The sequence below is a fragment of the Agrococcus sp. AC640b genome, assembly GCF_979255995.1.
The window spans coordinates 74,791-88,513 of record NZ_CEEDMM010000043.1 but is presented as its reverse complement, the minus strand read 5'-3'; the positions used below and the strand labels follow the sequence as shown (position 1 = coordinate 88,513).

Sequence of the window (13,723 nt, the reverse complement as noted above, 5' to 3'; positions counted from 1 at the left end):
GGCCGATCGAGACCACCGCATCCACTGCACCGAGCGCGCTCGACACGTCGGTGGGGCTGTCGCAGGGCGCGGCGCTCGCCGCGGCGCTGCCGCAGCTGCCGTACGACTGCGGCCTCGGCACCGCAGCGCTGCTCGAGGCCGACGTCGCTGGCCCCCTCGTGCCCGTCGGAGGGTCGATCCCGGTCGGCAGGCTCGCCGTCGACGAGCACCGCCTCTCGTGGCACGCCGGATCCGAGGAGCGCGCGACGTGGTGGCGCGACCGGCTCGTGGCCGCCTACGCCGTGCTCGAGGCCGCCGAGGGCTGACGACGCGTCGTGCCGCAGACGCGATGCCCGGGGCGCTCGAGATCGGCGCCGGCATCCGCGCCGCGGATCACTCCAGGCCGGAGTAGGTGTGCAGGCCCTTGAAGTAGACGTTGACGATCGTGAAGTTGAACAGGATCGCCGCGAAGCCGATGAGCTGCAGCCACGCGGAGCGCGTGCCGCGCCAGCCGCGCGTCGCGCGGGCGTGGATGTAGCCGGCGTAGACGACCCAGATGACGAACGTCCACACCTCCTTCGTGTCCCAGCCCCAGTAGCGGCCCCACGCCGCCTCGGCCCAGACGGCGCCGGCGATGAGGGTGAACGTCCAGAAGATGAAGCCGACGACGCTCACACGGTACGAGAGGTCCTCGAGCGCGGAGGCGCCCGGCAGGCGGTCGACGAACGCGAGGCCCGAGGCGCGCGAGCGCAGCAGCTGCAGGATGCTCAGGCCCGAGCCGAGCGCGAAGAAGCCCGTGCCGAGCGCCGCCACGAACACGTGGATCACGAGCCAGTACGACTGCAGCGCAGGGGGCAGCGGCGTCGGAGACACGTAGAAGTTGACGGTCGCGACGCCGAGGAACAGCGTCGCGAGGCCCGTGATGTAGACGCCGAGGAAGCGCAGGTCGCGCCACAGCTGCGCGAACACGAAGATGCCGACGATGATGCCGATCGACGTGAGCGCGAACTCGTACATGTTCGCCCAGGGCACGCGCCCGGCGGCGAGGCCGCGCATGACGGCTCCCGCCACGTGCAGCAGCCAGCCGAGCACCGTGAGCGCGAAGCCGACGCGGGCGAGGCTGCGCCCGCCGGTCGCTGCCGACCCGCCAGCCTTCGCGGTGGATCCCGCCGTGGTCGCGCTCGCGCCGCCTGCGGCGACGAGCTCGCGCTCGCGGACCTCGGCGGGCTCGCGTCGGCGCACGACATCGAGCGCGAACACGATGAAGGCGATCGCGTACACGGCCATCGCCGAGTACACGGCGAGCAGGGAGTACGAGTCCCACGAGACGTCGGGCATGAGCCGATCCTACTTCCGCTGGTCGTCTGCGTCGGCGGCGGGGTCCGTCGAGGCTGACCCCGGGCGCTCCGGCGCAGCCGGTGGTGGGGCGTCGGCGGCCGACCCGGCGGGCTCGCCGCTGGGATCGTCGCCGCGCAGCCTGCGCGCCAGGTCGTCGACGGCGCCCTCGAGCCGCGGATCCTCGCCGCGTGCGAGACCTGCGAGCTCGAGCCCGGCATCCGTCGCCTTCACCCACAGGCGACGACGCGGGATGAGCAGGCTCGCGAGCAAGCCGGCGACGAGCGCGATCGCGCCGCCGAGCACCCATCCCTGCGTCACGTCGCGGTGCACGTCGATCACGGCGTAGCGGCGGATGCCGTCGAACGAGATCGTGCCGAGGCCGTCCGGCAGCTCGACGGTCTCGCCGGGGCCGATGAGCAGCGACGGCTCGTCGACGTCGCGGCCGGCGACCTGCGTCATCTCCTCCGTGTCGAGCTGGTACACCGACTGCGGGATGCCCGAGTCGAGACCCAGGTCGCCCGTGTACACCTGCAGCGTCAGCAGCGGGTTGAGCAGATCGGGGTAGTACGACGCGTACGCGCCGGTGTCGAGCTGCGCCGCCGACGGGTAGAAGAAGCCCTGGAAGCCGACCTGCTCGGCGAGGCCATCCGGCACCTTGATGACGCCGAGGCTCGACATCATCGGGTCCTCGCCCGCGAGGAACGGCACGATCTCGTGGAACACGACGGTGCCCTCGGCGTCGGTCACCGTCACCTCCGGCGCGTACCCGTTGGAGATGAGGTACAGGTCGGTGCCCTGCACCTGCAGCGGCTCGTTGACGCGGATCTGCCCAGGGTGCGTCTCGCCGTCCTCGGTGACCTGCACGAACGCGGTGAAGTCGAGCGGCTGCCCGATCGCGTCGGGGTTGATGCTCTCGTACACGACGTCGAGCTCGTCGAGGTGCACGCCGAACGCGGGCAGGTCGTCGGCCGTGACCCACTGCCCCAGGTTGAGCGTGTCGAGGCTCGCGCCCGCGAGCGAGAACCCCTCGCCCTCGACGACGAGCCGCTGGCTCTGGAATCCGAAGCCGCTGCCGGCGACGATCGCGAGGACGATGACGACGATCGAGCCGTGGAAGACGAGGTTGCCGGTCTCGCGCAGGTAGCCGCGCTCCGCCGACACCGAGTCTCCGTAGCGCTCGGTGCGGTAGCCGAGGCGCTTCAGCACGCCCTCGGCGCGATCGACGTCGGCGGCGGCGCCCGGCACGGTCTGGAAGCCGACGAGCCGCGACAGCCGCGCCGGCGTCTTCGGCGGCCTCGCCCGCATCGCAGCCCAGTGGTGGCGCATGCGCGGGATGACGCAGCCGACGAGCGACACGAGCAGCAGGATCGTGATGGCCGAGAACCAGGGGCTCGTGTACACGTCGTGCAGCTGCAGCGCGTCGTACAGCCAGATGAGGTCGGGGTTCGCCTCGCGCACCGCGATGACGCCGTTCGGGTCGCTCGACCGCTGCGGCACGAGGCTGCCAGGCACGGCGGCGAGGGCGAGCATGAGCAGCAGCACGATCGCCGTGCGCATGCTCGTCAGCTGCCGCCACGCGAACCGCAGCCAGCCGACGGGGCCCAGGCGCGGGCCGCCGCCCGCCGGCTCGCGCTGCGGGGCTGCGTCGACGTGGTCGGAGGGGCGCATCGGGTCGTGCCCGGCGTCGTCCCTGCGGACCTTCTCGGCGGCGGCACGCTCGGCGCGCTCCGCCTTCGAGGCGTCAGAGGATCGTGACGACATCGCCCACCCATCCCTGGAAGAAGTCGGACACCCGGATCCACACGCCGGAGAGCATGAGGATGCCGAGCAGGATCAGGATGCCGCCGCCGACGACGTTGACGGCGCGGATGTTGCGGCGCACCCACCCCACGGCCTTCGACGCCCAGCCGAACCCGAGCGTGATGACGAGGAACGGGATGCCGAGGCCCAGCGAGTAGACGAGGCCGAGCAGCGCCGCCTGCCACGCGGTGCCCGAGTCGAGGGCGAGCACGCTGATGGCCGCGAACGTGGGGCCGATGCACGGCGTCCACCCGACGGCGAAGACGATGCCCACCAGCGGCGCCGCCCACATGCCGCCCGCACGCACCTGCCGCGGCTTCCACACCTTCTGCAGCACCGTGAGCTGCCCGACGAACACGAGCCCCATGACCACGAGCACCCCGCCGAGCACGCGCATGAGCACGTCGCGGTAGCGCAGCAGGAACTCGGCCGACGCACCCACGACGAACGAGCCGAGCACGAACACCAGGGTGAAGCCCGCGACGAACAGTGCGACGCCCAGCAGCAGCCTTCGCCGCGAGTCCTTGCCGCCTGCGAGCGACGAGACGAGGCCGAGGTAGCCGGGCACGAGCGGCAGCACGCACGGCGATGCGAACGCGATGACGCCGGCGAGCAGCGCGATCGGCATCGCCAGCAGCAGCTGCCCGTTCAGGATCGGATCGGTCATCCGAGCTCGTCGTCGAGGATCGTCGCGAGGATGCTCGCGTCAGGCAGCGCACCCACGACGCGTGCGGCGATCGTGCCGTCGGCGGCGATGACGAGCGTCGTCGGCACCGCGGTCGGCGTGATGGTGCCCGCGTGCACGAACTCGTACTGCACGGTGCCGCTGTCGGCGTCGAGGATCGACTCGTAGGGGATGCCGAAGCGCTCGTCGAAGGCTTCGGCCTGCGCGGCGCCGTCGCGCACGTTGACGCCGATGAACGTGACGTCGTCGTCGTACTCGGTCGCGAGGTCGGCGAGCATGGGAGCCTCGACGCGGCACGGCGGGCATGCGGCGTACCAGAAGTTCACGACCATGACCTCGCCCGCGTGGTCGTCGGACGACCACTCCTCGCCGTTCGAGAGCGTGCCGCCGAAGCCGGGCGCCTGCTGGCGCTCGCTCGCGGGGAACTCCTGCACGGCGCCGCTGCCGGAGACGTAGCCGGTGTCGCCCTCGTTCGCGACGCCGTCGTCGGATGCGCAGCCGGAGAGCACGACGACCGCTGCGGCGGCGACGACGGCGACCGTGGTCGCGAGGTGGCGGGGCCTGCGCATCACACTGCTCCCAGGTCGATGGCGTCGATCGATGCGGCGGGGTCGTCGTAGCCGACCTCGACGAGGCGGTCGCCGACGCGCTCGAACGACGTGATGGACGACAGGGCGCACCGACGTCCGCGCGGGTCGTGCCACAGCCGCTGGCCCGCGAGATGCCGGTGCGTGATCCAGATGGGCGCCTGGTGGCTGACGAAGACGACGTCGCCGTCGTCGCCGGACTCGGCGAGCTCGTCGAGCGCATCGGTCATCGCCGCCGTGACGCGTGCGACGATCGCGCGGTACGGCTCGCCCCACGTCGGCAGGAACGGGTTCCACACGAGCCGCAGCATCCGAGGATCGCGCAGGGCGCGGATGCTCGCGAGCGTCTTGCCCTCGAACGCGTTGACCGGCTCGATGATGCGGTGCTCGGTGCGCAGCGCGACGCCAGCGCGCTGCACCCACGGCGCCGCCGACTGCTGGGCGCGCCCGAGGGGGCTGGCGTAGACGCGGGCGACGGGGCGGTCGACGCTCTCGGCGGCGATCGCCGCCATGCGGTGGCCGCGTTCGGTGAGGGGGTAGCCGGGGAGGCGTCCGTAGAGGATGCGCTCGGGGTTGTCGACCTCGCCGTGACGCACCAGATGCAGACGAGCGGGCATGGCCGCAATGGTACCGAGCGCGCCTATGCCTCCCGACCGCCCTCGGCCGGCCGCGGCGCGGCGGGCTCAGCCGCGCAGCGCGAGCGCCTCGCTGCGCCACCGCGCGTGCAGCGTCCACGGGTCGCGACCGCCTGCGACGACGTCGAGGTGCGCGGCGACCGCGTCGTCGAGGCGGAACCACTCGGTGCGGCCGATGCGCGAGGCCGACAGCTCGACGTGCCTGCGATGCTCGAGCTCGCGATCCCCGCGCTCGAGCGCCACGAGCTCCTGATGCCAGATGGCGCCGAGCCGCTGGCGCAGGTTCGCGGTCGTGCCGATCTTCACGCGGTCGTCGAAGCGCACGTAGTAGACGACGTCGACGCGCGGCATCGGCAGATCGCCGTCGGGCACGGCGCCGTGCACCCACTCGCACGTCGCGCACACCGTGCCGGCCTCGAGCCGCACGCCGATGCGCCCGCCGCAGACGAGGCACGGATGCGGCAGCACGTCCTCGCGCGGCGTCGAGTCCGCCGCGAGCGCCAGGTGGTGCGCGCACAGCGCGACGAGCGCCTGCGCCTCGGCCTGCGCACCGCATCCGGGCACGAGGCAGGCGGATCCAGGCATGCGGCGACGCTACGCGACACCGCCGACGCCGTGCACGAGGTGACGCTCAGCGCACCTCCGAGGGGAATGCTCCCTCGGCGGCCCGCTGAGCGTCACGTCGTGCCCGCTCTCGGACTCGGCAGTCGGACGCACGGCGCGATCGTCGCGAGCAACGCCGCGGGCTGACGCCGCGGGCTGACGCCGCGGGTCGACGCCGTCCATCGTTCGGCGGATGCAGGGTCGCGCGCATCCGTCGAGGCTGGGCGGATGACCGAGAACCGCGCCCCCCGCGCCGGCCGCGCCCTGCTCATGGCGTGCGGTGCGCTCGCCGCCGCGTCGCTCGCGACCGTGCTCATCGCGCTGCCGCAGGGCTCGCCGACGTCGTCCGATCCCGGCGCGCCCGTCGTGCCGTGGTGGGTCGTGCTGCTGCCCGCCGTCGTCGGCATCGCGCTGACGCTCGCACTGCCGCCATCCGCACCGGCGCAGCGTGCCGTCGTCGCGGGTCGCGCGCGGCACCGCGCGTCGACGTGGACGCTGCTCGCGCTCGCCGCCGCCTTCCCCGTCGTCGTCGGCACGCTGGGACTCGGCCGCGGCGAGTGGTACGTGCTCGCGAAGCTCGCGCTGCTCATCGTCGTCCCCGCCATCGTCGTCGGCCTCGTGCACGGCGTGCGCATCGATCGTGCACGCGGCTCGTGGCGGTGGTGGGCGCCTGCCATCGTCGTGGCCGCATGGACGCTGCTGTCGCAGGTGGCGCCGTGGAATCCGCCGCCGGACCTCGGCGGCATCGACCCCGCGACGCTCGTCGTCGCCGCGACCGCGACCGCCCTCACCGCAGGCATCGGCGAGGAGCTGCTGTACCGCCGATGGCTGCAGACCAGGCTCGAGGCGGGCCTCGGCGCCTGGCCCGGCATCGCGGTCGCATCGCTCGCCTTCGCGCTCATGCATCTGGGCTCGCACGGCACCGGCGAGCCGCTGCTCGACGTCGCCCGCGTCGTGGTGAGCCAAGGATCGTTCGGGCTGCTCATGGGCGTGCTGTGGTGGCGCTACCGCAACCTCGTCGCGATCGTCGCAGCGCACGTGATCGTCAACGGCTGGGGCGTCGCAGCGCACCTGCTGTCGTGAGCACCCGCAGGGTCACGCGAGGGTCTCGAGCGTGCGGATCGCGTCCTGCGCGCGGGCCAGGCGGTCGGCCTCCTGCTCGTCCCACCACCGCGGGCCGCGCTCGCCGAGCCCATGCTTGGCGAGGTCGACGCGGCGACGTGCTGCCGTGACCGCCTGCTCGTCGCCCGCGCGCTTCCCGGCGCGCACCGCCGACCGCGCCGAGCCGAGGTGCGAGCGCAACGCGATCTGCACGTCGTCGGGCAGCGACGGATCGGTGCGGCGCCAGCGTCGTCCGTCGATGACGAGCCAGCGCTCGGCGTCGGTCGCGTCGTCGTCGGGCATGAGGGGATGCTCGCGCGCGTACGACGCATGGCGCGAGGGGTGGACAGACGCCCGTCCGACGATGCGGGATGCGCGATCCGCGCACGCCCGTAGGCTGTACGGGTGACTGCACGCACCCTCATCGCCGACCTCTCCGCCCACGACGCCGGACCCGTCAAGGTCCAGGGATGGGTCGAGACGGTGCGCGATCAGAAGCGGGTGCAGTTCGTCATCCTGCGCGACGAGTCAGGCTCCGCGCAGCTCGTGAACCCCGTGAACGACGACACGGCCGACGCCGCGGCGACGATCTCGGCGCTCATGCACGGCTCGTTCGTGACGGTCGAGGGCGAGCTGAAGCACGACGAGCGCGTGAAGCTCGGCGGCCTCGAGGTCAAGGTCGCCTCGCTCGTCGTCGAGACGGCGGCGCTCGACTCCCCCATCGATGCCGACACCGGCATCGACAAGCGCCTCGACTGGCGCTTCCTCGACCTGCGCCGCCCCGAGGCGCAGCTGATCTTCCGCGTGCAGACGGCCATCGAGCACGCCTTCCGCCAGCGGTGGGTCGACGAGGGCTTCATCGAGATCCACACGCCGAAGCTCATGGCCTCGCCGTCGGAGTCGCGCGCCGAGCTGTTCGAGGTGCCGTACTTCGAGACGACCGCGTACCTCGCGCAGAGCCCGCAGCTGTTCAAGCAGATGGCCCAGTCGGCCGGCTTCGGCAAGATCTTCGAGATCGCCTCGGCCTTCCGCGCCGACCCGTCGTTCACCTCGCGGCACGCGACGGAGTTCACGTCGGTCGACGCCGAGCTGTCGTGGATCGACAGCCACGACGACGTCATCGCCCACCACGAGGCGCTGCTCGCCGATGCCCTGACCGCCGTGGTCGAGCGCTTCGGCGACGAGGTGCGAGAGGCGTTCGGCGTCGAGCTGCAGGTGCCGACGCTGCCGTTCCCGCGCATCACGCACGCCGAGGCGAAGCAGATCGTCGAGTCGCGCGGCCACACGATCGAGCGCGCCGACGGCGACCTCGACCCTGAGGCGGAGCGCCAGGTGAGCGCCCACGTCGCCGAGACGCTCGGGCACGACTTCGTGTTCGTCACCGACTACCCCGACACGGTGCGGCCGTTCTACCACATGCGCTCCGGCGACGGCGGGACCCGGTCGTACGACCTGCTCTACAAGGGCACCGAGATCGCGACGGGCGCGCAGCGCGAGCACCGCATCGAGGTGCTCGAGCGCCAGGCGCGCGACAAGGGCGTCGACCCGGCCGAGATCGAGGGCTACCTCGACTTCTTCCGCTACGGCACCCCGCCGCACGGTGGCTTCGGCATGGGCCTGGCGCGCGTCGTGATGCTCATGCTCGGTCTCCCGTCGATCCGCGAGACGACCTTCCTGTTCCGCGGGCCGACGCGCCTCGAGCCCTGACGCCGACCTTCGTTCGATCGGGGCTCCTCCACATGACGACGCCAGAGCAGCAGGATCGGTTCGAGGTCGCGGCCGGCGCGGTCGGCGGCCCCGAGCCGCAGCAGCACGCGGTGCCGGTGACGGGCGCGATGGCGTGGTGGATCGGCTTCGCCTACCTCGTGCCGGTGCCGATCGTGTCGCAGATCGTCGCGTGGGTCGCGGTCGTCGTCACGCACGTGCGGCTGCGCTCGCGCGGCGGCTTCGCGGCGGAGGTGTCGCGGCAGGCCGCGAACTGGCAGCTGACGTTCGCGACGATCGTCGTCGGCGGCGGCCTGCTGACGGTGCTGCCCGCCGTGCTCGTCACGATCCTCTCCGACGACCGCGAGGCCGTGGCGGCGATGACGGGCATCGGCATCTGGTTCCTGCTGCTCGTCGTGTCGGGCGTCGCGACGATCGTGCACATGATCCTCGGCGGCACGAAGGCCGGCCGCGGCGAGGTGCACCGGCCCTGGGGCGCGATCCGCTTCTTCAAGCCCGTCGCCTGAGCGGGGGCGCCTCCAGGCGTCTCAGCCGAGCGCGCGTCGGATGCGGTCGCGGAGCCGGTCGGCATCGACGCGCCACGATGCGTGCGGACGACCGTCGACGAGCACGACCGGCACGTCCTCGCTCCACCGCTCTGCGAGCGCCGCATCCTGCATCATGTCGAGCTCCACGAGCGTCACGGCTCCCGGGAACTCCGCGACCACGCCCGCGACGACGGGCCTCGCGACGTCGCACAGGTGGCAGCCGGGCTTCGCGACGAACGTGACCTCGAGCATCGCTCCAGCGTAGGCGGATGCGCTCCGGTGCCGTCGACGACGCCGTCACGGCGCCCGCACACGACGAAGCGCCCGGCACCCACGGGTGACGAGCGCTGTGTCGACGCGGTCGCTACTTGCGGTTGCGACGCTGGTGACGCGTCTTGCGCAGCAGCTTGCGGTGCTTCTTCTTGGCCATGCGCTTGCGGCGCTTCTTGACGACCGAACCCATTGCGGTCCCTCGCTTTCGTCGATGTCGTGACGTCTCTCGACCGCGGGGCCGCGGGAGAACACTGCCCACCAGCGTATCGCACGCGCAGACCCCCGATGCATCCGGTGGAGGCTGCCCGTCGCACGGCGACGCAGGAGAGGGATCAGTCCTTGCGGCGCAGGCGGTCGCGAGCCTGCTCGATCGCGCGCGACGCGCCCCCGCGACGCTCGTCGATGCGCGCCTGCAGCTCGTCGACCCACGTCTGCAGCTCGGAGGCCCGCTGCCGCGCCTCATGCGCGGCGTCCGCGACACGGCGCCCCAGCGACTCCCCGACGGGCGTGGGGTCGTCGAGCACGGCGTTCGCGCGGTCGATCGCCTGCTCGGCGGCCGTGCGCGCCTGCTCGGCAGCCGACTTGAACGAGACGTTCGCGCCCGCCCACGCCGCGAAGGCGGCGGCACCGAGCCCGCCCTCGTGCCCCTGGTCGTCGCCGGCGAAGACGAACGGCATGAGCCAGTCGTCGACCTCGTCGAGCGGCGCGGGATCGATGCGGTAGAAGCGGTGCTGGCCCTCCTCGCGCACGTCGACGAGCCCCACGTCGCGCAGCGTCTTGAGATGCTTCGACACCGTCGGCTGCGCCACCCCGAGCGCCTCGACGATCTCGCTCACGCTCGCCTCGCCCGTCGTCGATCGGCGATCGAGCAGCACGCCGAGGATCTCGCGCCTCGTGGCATCGGCGATCACGCTGAAGATGTCGGCCATGGCGACATATTGCCAGCGCGGCATGCGTCACGTCCAACGCGCGACGAGCGAAGGCGCGCGTTCGGGGTGCGGCGACCCGATGCGACGGCCAGGTGCGACGGCCTGCACCGCACCATCACCAGGCAGGTCTACGCTCGGGTGCGCACCGCCCGGTGCACGACTCACGAGGAGCGGCATGTCGCAGCCGGCAGCGAGGCGGGACGCGGACCCGCTGCTGACGCGTGCCCGTGATCGCGTCGAGGCGTTCGCGAGCCAGTACCCCGCGCGCTTCGCGATCGTCGTGTTCGCGATGATCAACATCGTCTGGACGCTGCTGTTCATGACGCCGCTCGCGACGCGCGACGACGAGCCGCCCGCATCGTTCGTCGACGCCCTCTTCACCGCCGTGAGCGTCATCTGCGTCACCGGGCTCACGACCGTCGACATGGCGACCCATTGGAGCCCGTTCGGCAACGCGCTCGTGCTCGTCGGCGTGCAGGTCGGCGGCATCGGCGTCCTCACGCTCGCGTCGCTCCTCGGCCTCACGGTCGCACGCAGGCTCGGCCTCAAGCAGCGGCTCATGGCCGCGGGCGACACGAATCCGTCGCGCGTGCGCAAGGGCGTCGTGAAGGAGGGGCAGGCCATCCGACTCGGCGACGTGGGCGGGCTGCTGCGCATCATCGCCCTGTCGGTGCTGTCGATCGAGGCCGTGCTCATCGCGCTGCTCTTCCCGCGCATCCTCCTCACGGGCGCTCCCCCGCTCGAGGCGCTCTACGAGTCGGTCTACTGGGCGTTCATGGCATTCACGAACTCCGGGTTCGTGCCGACCGTCGATGGCTTCGAGCCCTACGCGACCGACCCGTGGTTCCTGGGCGTCATCATGCTCGGCGTGTTCGTCGGCGCCCTCGGCTTCCCCGTCTACTTCGTCCTGCTGCGCAACCTCGGCCACCCGCGGCATTGGAACCTGCACGTCAAGCTCACGCTCGTCGGCTCGGTGGCGCTGCTCGTGCTCGGCGGCCTCGCCTACCTCCTGCTCGAGTGGGGCAACGCGGCGACCTGGGGCGACGACGACATCGGGCAGCAGCTGCTGCAGGCGTTCTTCATGTCGACGATGTCGCGCTCCGGCGGCTTCGCGGTGTTCGACCTCGGGCAGATGAACCAGTCGAGCCTGCTCGTGACCGACATGCTCATGTTCGTCGGCGGCGGCTCCGCATCGACGGCGGGTGGCATCAAGGTCACGACGATCATGATCCTGTTCCTGGCAGCGGTCGCCGAGGCCCGCGGACGCCAGTCGATGGAGGCCTTCGGCAGGCGCATCCCCTCCGACGTGCTGCGCCTGGCCGTCTCGGTCGTGCTGTGGGGCGCGACGATCGTCGCCGTCTCGACGATCGCGCTGCTGTCGATCACGGGCGAGCCGCTCGCATACGTGCTCTTCGACGTCATCAGCGCCTTCGCGACGTGCGGCCTCTCGACGGGGTTCACGCACGGCGACCTGCCGTGGGCGGCGAAGGCCGTGCTCGCCGCGACCATGTTCGTCGGCCGCATCGGTAGTGTGACGCTCGCCGCGGCGTTGGCGGCGAGCCAGTCGACGCAGCTGTTCACCCGCCCCGAGGAGAGGCCGATCGTTGGTTGAGCGCATCCCGCACGATGCCCCCGTGCTCGTCATCGGCCTCGGCCGCTTCGGCGCCGCCACCGCAGGGCAGCTCGCACGCCTCGACCGCGAGGTGCTCGCGATCGACGACGACATCTCGCTCGTGCAGAAGTGGTCCGAGCGCCTCACGCACACCGTGCAGGCCGACGCACGCTCGATCGACGCGCTGCGCCAGGTGGGTGCGCAGGAGTTCGCGATCGCCGTCGTCGCCGTCGGCTCGTCGATCGAGGCGTCGGTGCTCATCACCGCCAACCTCGTCGATCTGAAGATCCCGCAGATCTGGGCGAAGGCCATCAGCCAGTCGCACGGCAAGATCCTGTCCCGCATCGGCGCGAACCACATCGTCTACCCCGAGGCGGAGGCCGGCGAGCGCGTCGCGCACCTCGTCTCCGGCCGCATGCTCGACTACATCCAGTTCGACGACGACTTCGCGATCGTGAAGATGTACCCGCCGAAGCATCTGCGCGACGTGCCGTTGGCCCAGTCGCGCATCCGCTCGAAGTACAACCTGACCGTCGTGGGCGTGAAGAGCCCGGGAGGCGCGTTCACGTACGCGACGCCCGAGACGGTCGTGTCGGCGCACGATCTCGTCATCATCTCCGGTAACCAGGCCGACATCGAGCGCTTCGCGTCGCTCGGGGCGTGATGGCCGCGCGGCGCTGCCCGTGCTCGACGGGCCTGCCCTACGCGGAGTGCTGCGAGCCCGTGCACGACGGCGCGCGCCTCGCCCCGACGGCGGAGGCGCTCATGCGCTCGCGGTACTCGGCGTTCGCGCTGCGCCGCCCCGACTGGCTGCGCCGGTCGTGGCATCCCTCGACGCGGCCTGCATCGATCGAATCGGGCGACGAGCGATGGATCGGCCTCGAGATCGAGGCGACCGATGCGGGAGGCCCCTTCGACCGGGCAGGCACGGTCACGTTCCGCGCGTCGTACGTCGAGGACGGCGAGCGCTTCGTGGTGCACGAGCGCTCTCGCTTCGTGCGCGACGACGCGTGGCGGTACGTCGACGGCGACCAGCTGGCCTGAGGGGATCCCGCGGCCGCGGCGAACGGCGTCAGGACGCGGCGATCTCCGCAGCGCGTGCGGCTGCGGCAGCCGCCGCACGGTCGAAGAGCGCCCCGAGGTCGGCCTCCTGCAGCACGCCGATCGCCTGCTCCGTCGTGCCCTTCGGGCTCGTCACCCGGCGGCGCAGCTCGGCGGGTTCGATGCCCGGCTCTCGCTGCGCGGCGTCGGCGAGCAGCGCGCTCGCACCCGCGAACGTCTCCTGCACCATCGTCGCCGCCTGCTGCGGCGTGAAGCCCAGCCGCTCGGCGGCACCCGTGAGGGCCTCCATGAGCAGGAACACGTACGCGGGGCCCGACCCGGAGATCGTCGAGACCGCGTCGATCTGCGACTCGTCGACGACGAGCACCTCGCCGACGACCTCGAACACGCGCGCCGCGAGCGCCACCTGCGCCTCCGTCGCGCGCGCGCCGCCCGCGACGCCCGTCACGCCGCGACCCACGTGCGTCGGCGTGTTCGGCATCGCCCGCGCGACCGCCACCGTGTCCGGCAGCAGCGCCTCCATGGCCGCGCACGTCGTGCCGACGGCGAGCGACACGACGACCGTGCCCGGCCGCAGCGACGGCGCGATCTCGGCGAGCAGATCGGCGATCATGTACGGCTTGACGCCCAGCACGACGACCTCGGCCGACGCGGCGGCATCGACGTTGCCGCGGGGCTCGTCCTCCAACGCGATCGAGCGCACGCCATCGGCAGCCGCAGCCTGCGCCTTCGCTCGCGACCGATTCGTGGCCGTCAGCGACGCCGCAGACCCGTCCGCCGCGAGCCCCGCGAGGATCGCACCCCCCATCGAGCCTGCTCCGAGGATGGCGATGGACGGCAGCGAGGAGGTCATGCCGCCAAGCGTAG

At 72.0% G+C, this 13,723-nt stretch carries 17 protein-coding genes and 1 pseudogene; 7 read left to right on the top strand and 11 right to left on the bottom strand.

What is annotated here, in order from left to right; all coding sequences use genetic code 11:
• Positions 1-305, top strand: a pseudogene (locus ACZ6H8_RS14335) (hypothetical protein); the annotation flags it as partial.
• A 67-nt stretch (positions 306-372) separates the two neighbouring features.
• Here the strand turns inward: ACZ6H8_RS14335 and ccsB are convergent.
• From ccsB to ACZ6H8_RS14305, 6 genes are all read right to left on the bottom strand, one after another.
• Positions 373-1,317 carry a c-type cytochrome biogenesis protein CcsB gene (ccsB, locus tag ACZ6H8_RS14330; RefSeq protein ID WP_464147586.1) on the bottom strand — a complete coding sequence of 315 codons (945 nt, stop codon included), beginning with the start codon at positions 1,315-1,317 and terminating at the stop codon, positions 373-375.
• A 9-nt stretch (positions 1,318-1,326) separates the two neighbouring features.
• Positions 1,327-3,078 carry a cytochrome c biogenesis protein ResB gene (resB, locus tag ACZ6H8_RS14325; protein ID WP_464147585.1) on the bottom strand — a complete coding sequence of 584 codons (1,752 nt, stop codon included), beginning with the start codon at positions 3,076-3,078 and terminating at the stop codon, positions 1,327-1,329.
• A complete protein-coding gene (locus tag ACZ6H8_RS14320; RefSeq protein ID WP_464147584.1) occupies positions 3,059-3,784 on the bottom strand; it encodes a cytochrome c biogenesis CcdA family protein in 726 nt (241 codons plus the stop codon). Before ACZ6H8_RS14320 ends, resB begins: the two co-directional genes overlap by 20 nt.
• The gene (locus ACZ6H8_RS14315) at positions 3,781-4,371 is read right to left on the bottom strand and encodes a TlpA family protein disulfide reductase (protein WP_464147583.1); all 591 of its coding nucleotides are present in this window, start codon (positions 4,369-4,371) and stop codon (positions 3,781-3,783) included. Before ACZ6H8_RS14315 ends, ACZ6H8_RS14320 begins: the two co-directional genes overlap by 4 nt.
• Entirely contained in the window at positions 4,371-5,006 is a 636-nt protein-coding gene (locus ACZ6H8_RS14310; RefSeq protein ID WP_464147582.1) for a histidine phosphatase family protein, read from the bottom strand. Before ACZ6H8_RS14310 ends, ACZ6H8_RS14315 begins: the two co-directional genes overlap by 1 nt.
• Positions 5,007-5,072: 66 nt before the next feature.
• On the bottom strand, positions 5,073-5,609 hold the full coding sequence (locus ACZ6H8_RS14305; protein WP_464147581.1) for a GIY-YIG nuclease family protein: 537 nt from the start codon (positions 5,607-5,609) through the stop codon (positions 5,073-5,075).
• Positions 5,610-5,855: 246 nt separating this feature from the next.
• On the opposite strand from ACZ6H8_RS14305, the gene ACZ6H8_RS14300 reads away from it, so the two are divergent.
• Complete coding sequence (locus tag ACZ6H8_RS14300) at positions 5,856-6,710, top strand: lysostaphin resistance A-like protein (RefSeq protein ID WP_464147580.1); 855 nt, start codon at positions 5,856-5,858, stop codon at positions 6,708-6,710.
• A gap of 12 nt (positions 6,711-6,722) precedes the next feature.
• On the opposite strand, the gene ACZ6H8_RS14295 is transcribed toward ACZ6H8_RS14300, so the two are convergent.
• Positions 6,723-7,031 carry a biopolymer transporter Tol gene (locus ACZ6H8_RS14295; protein WP_464147579.1) on the bottom strand — a complete coding sequence of 103 codons (309 nt, stop codon included), beginning with the start codon at positions 7,029-7,031 and terminating at the stop codon, positions 6,723-6,725.
• A 102-nt stretch (positions 7,032-7,133) separates the two neighbouring features.
• Between ACZ6H8_RS14295 and aspS the strand changes: the two genes are divergently transcribed.
• Both aspS and ACZ6H8_RS14285 read left to right on the top strand, forming a co-directional pair.
• Positions 7,134-8,435: an aspartate--tRNA(Asn) ligase gene (aspS, locus tag ACZ6H8_RS14290; protein ID WP_464147578.1), complete on the top strand. Its 1,302-nt coding sequence runs from the start codon at positions 7,134-7,136 to the stop codon at positions 8,433-8,435.
• Positions 8,436-8,467: 32 nt separating this feature from the next.
• Positions 8,468-8,959, top strand: a complete 492-nt coding sequence (locus ACZ6H8_RS14285) for a magnetosome magnetite crystal formation protein family (protein ID WP_464147577.1) — start codon at positions 8,468-8,470, stop codon at positions 8,957-8,959.
• Between the two features lie 21 nt (positions 8,960-8,980).
• Here the strand turns inward: ACZ6H8_RS14285 and ACZ6H8_RS14280 are convergent, their stop codons facing one another.
• The 3 genes from ACZ6H8_RS14280 to ACZ6H8_RS14270 form a co-directional block, all read right to left on the bottom strand.
• The gene (locus ACZ6H8_RS14280; protein WP_464147576.1) at positions 8,981-9,232 is read right to left on the bottom strand and encodes a glutaredoxin family protein; all 252 of its coding nucleotides are present in this window, start codon (positions 9,230-9,232) and stop codon (positions 8,981-8,983) included.
• A 112-nt stretch (positions 9,233-9,344) separates the two neighbouring features.
• Entirely contained in the window at positions 9,345-9,443 is a 99-nt protein-coding gene (locus ACZ6H8_RS14275) for a 30S ribosomal protein bS22 (protein WP_021011861.1), read from the bottom strand.
• A 142-nt stretch (positions 9,444-9,585) separates the two neighbouring features.
• The gene (locus ACZ6H8_RS14270) at positions 9,586-10,182 is read right to left on the bottom strand and encodes an ArsR/SmtB family transcription factor (protein ID WP_464147575.1); all 597 of its coding nucleotides are present in this window, start codon (positions 10,180-10,182) and stop codon (positions 9,586-9,588) included.
• A gap of 175 nt (positions 10,183-10,357) precedes the next feature.
• Here ACZ6H8_RS14270 and ACZ6H8_RS14265 point away from each other — a divergent pair, with 175 nt between their 5' ends.
• Genes ACZ6H8_RS14265 through ACZ6H8_RS14255 form a run of 3 tightly spaced genes read left to right on the top strand, consistent with a single transcriptional unit; the run spans position 10,358 to position 12,838 of the window.
• Positions 10,358-11,794 carry a TrkH family potassium uptake protein gene (locus ACZ6H8_RS14265; RefSeq protein WP_464147574.1) on the top strand — a complete coding sequence of 479 codons (1,437 nt, stop codon included), beginning with the start codon at positions 10,358-10,360 and terminating at the stop codon, positions 11,792-11,794.
• The gene (locus tag ACZ6H8_RS14260; protein WP_464147573.1) at positions 11,787-12,458 is read left to right on the top strand and encodes a potassium channel family protein; all 672 of its coding nucleotides are present in this window, start codon (positions 11,787-11,789) and stop codon (positions 12,456-12,458) included. Before ACZ6H8_RS14265 ends, ACZ6H8_RS14260 begins: the two co-directional genes overlap by 8 nt.
• Positions 12,458-12,838, top strand: a complete 381-nt coding sequence (locus ACZ6H8_RS14255) for a YchJ family protein (RefSeq protein ID WP_464147751.1) — start codon at positions 12,458-12,460, stop codon at positions 12,836-12,838. The genes ACZ6H8_RS14260 and ACZ6H8_RS14255 overlap by 1 nt, the downstream gene beginning before the upstream one ends.
• A gap of 28 nt (positions 12,839-12,866) precedes the next feature.
• On the opposite strand, the gene proC is transcribed toward ACZ6H8_RS14255, so the two are convergent.
• Positions 12,867-13,709 (bottom strand): pyrroline-5-carboxylate reductase, encoded by an 843-nt coding sequence (proC, locus tag ACZ6H8_RS14250; RefSeq protein ID WP_464147572.1) that lies wholly within the window; start codon positions 13,707-13,709, stop codon positions 12,867-12,869.
• Between the last annotated feature and the right edge of the window lie 14 nt (positions 13,710-13,723).

What these genes read in the sequence shown, in the direction of transcription:
- ACZ6H8_RS14310 (WP_464147582.1), bottom strand. Translation starts at nt 5,006, where the DNA reads ATGCCCGCTCGTCTGCATCTGGTGCGTCACGGCGAGGTCGACAACCCC.
- ACZ6H8_RS14255 (WP_464147751.1), top strand. Translation starts at nt 12,458, where the DNA reads ATGGCCGCGCGGCGCTGCCCGTGCTCGACGGGCCTGCCCTACGCGGAG.
- ACZ6H8_RS14305 (WP_464147581.1), bottom strand. Translation starts at nt 5,609, where the DNA reads ATGCCTGGATCCGCCTGCCTCGTGCCCGGATGCGGTGCGCAGGCCGAG.
- ACZ6H8_RS14300 (WP_464147580.1), top strand. Translation starts at nt 5,856, where the DNA reads ATGACCGAGAACCGCGCCCCCCGCGCCGGCCGCGCCCTGCTCATGGCG.
- ACZ6H8_RS14320 (WP_464147584.1), bottom strand. Translation starts at nt 3,784, where the DNA reads ATGACCGATCCGATCCTGAACGGGCAGCTGCTGCTGGCGATGCCGATC.
- ACZ6H8_RS14315 (WP_464147583.1), bottom strand. Translation starts at nt 4,371, where the DNA reads ATGCGCAGGCCCCGCCACCTCGCGACCACGGTCGCCGTCGTCGCCGCC.
- ACZ6H8_RS14295 (WP_464147579.1), bottom strand. Translation starts at nt 7,031, where the DNA reads ATGCCCGACGACGACGCGACCGACGCCGAGCGCTGGCTCGTCATCGAC.
- resB (WP_464147585.1), bottom strand. Translation starts at nt 3,078, where the DNA reads ATGTCGTCACGATCCTCTGACGCCTCGAAGGCGGAGCGCGCCGAGCGT.
- ccsB (WP_464147586.1), bottom strand. Translation starts at nt 1,317, where the DNA reads ATGCCCGACGTCTCGTGGGACTCGTACTCCCTGCTCGCCGTGTACTCG.
- proC (WP_464147572.1), bottom strand. Translation starts at nt 13,709, where the DNA reads ATGACCTCCTCGCTGCCGTCCATCGCCATCCTCGGAGCAGGCTCGATG.
- ACZ6H8_RS14275 (WP_021011861.1), bottom strand. Translation starts at nt 9,443, where the DNA reads ATGGGTTCGGTCGTCAAGAAGCGCCGCAAGCGCATGGCCAAGAAGAAG.
- ACZ6H8_RS14280 (WP_464147576.1), bottom strand. Translation starts at nt 9,232, where the DNA reads ATGCTCGAGGTCACGTTCGTCGCGAAGCCCGGCTGCCACCTGTGCGAC.
- ACZ6H8_RS14265 (WP_464147574.1), top strand. Translation starts at nt 10,358, where the DNA reads ATGTCGCAGCCGGCAGCGAGGCGGGACGCGGACCCGCTGCTGACGCGT.
- ACZ6H8_RS14285 (WP_464147577.1), top strand. Translation starts at nt 8,468, where the DNA reads ATGACGACGCCAGAGCAGCAGGATCGGTTCGAGGTCGCGGCCGGCGCG.
- ACZ6H8_RS14270 (WP_464147575.1), bottom strand. Translation starts at nt 10,182, where the DNA reads ATGGCCGACATCTTCAGCGTGATCGCCGATGCCACGAGGCGCGAGATC.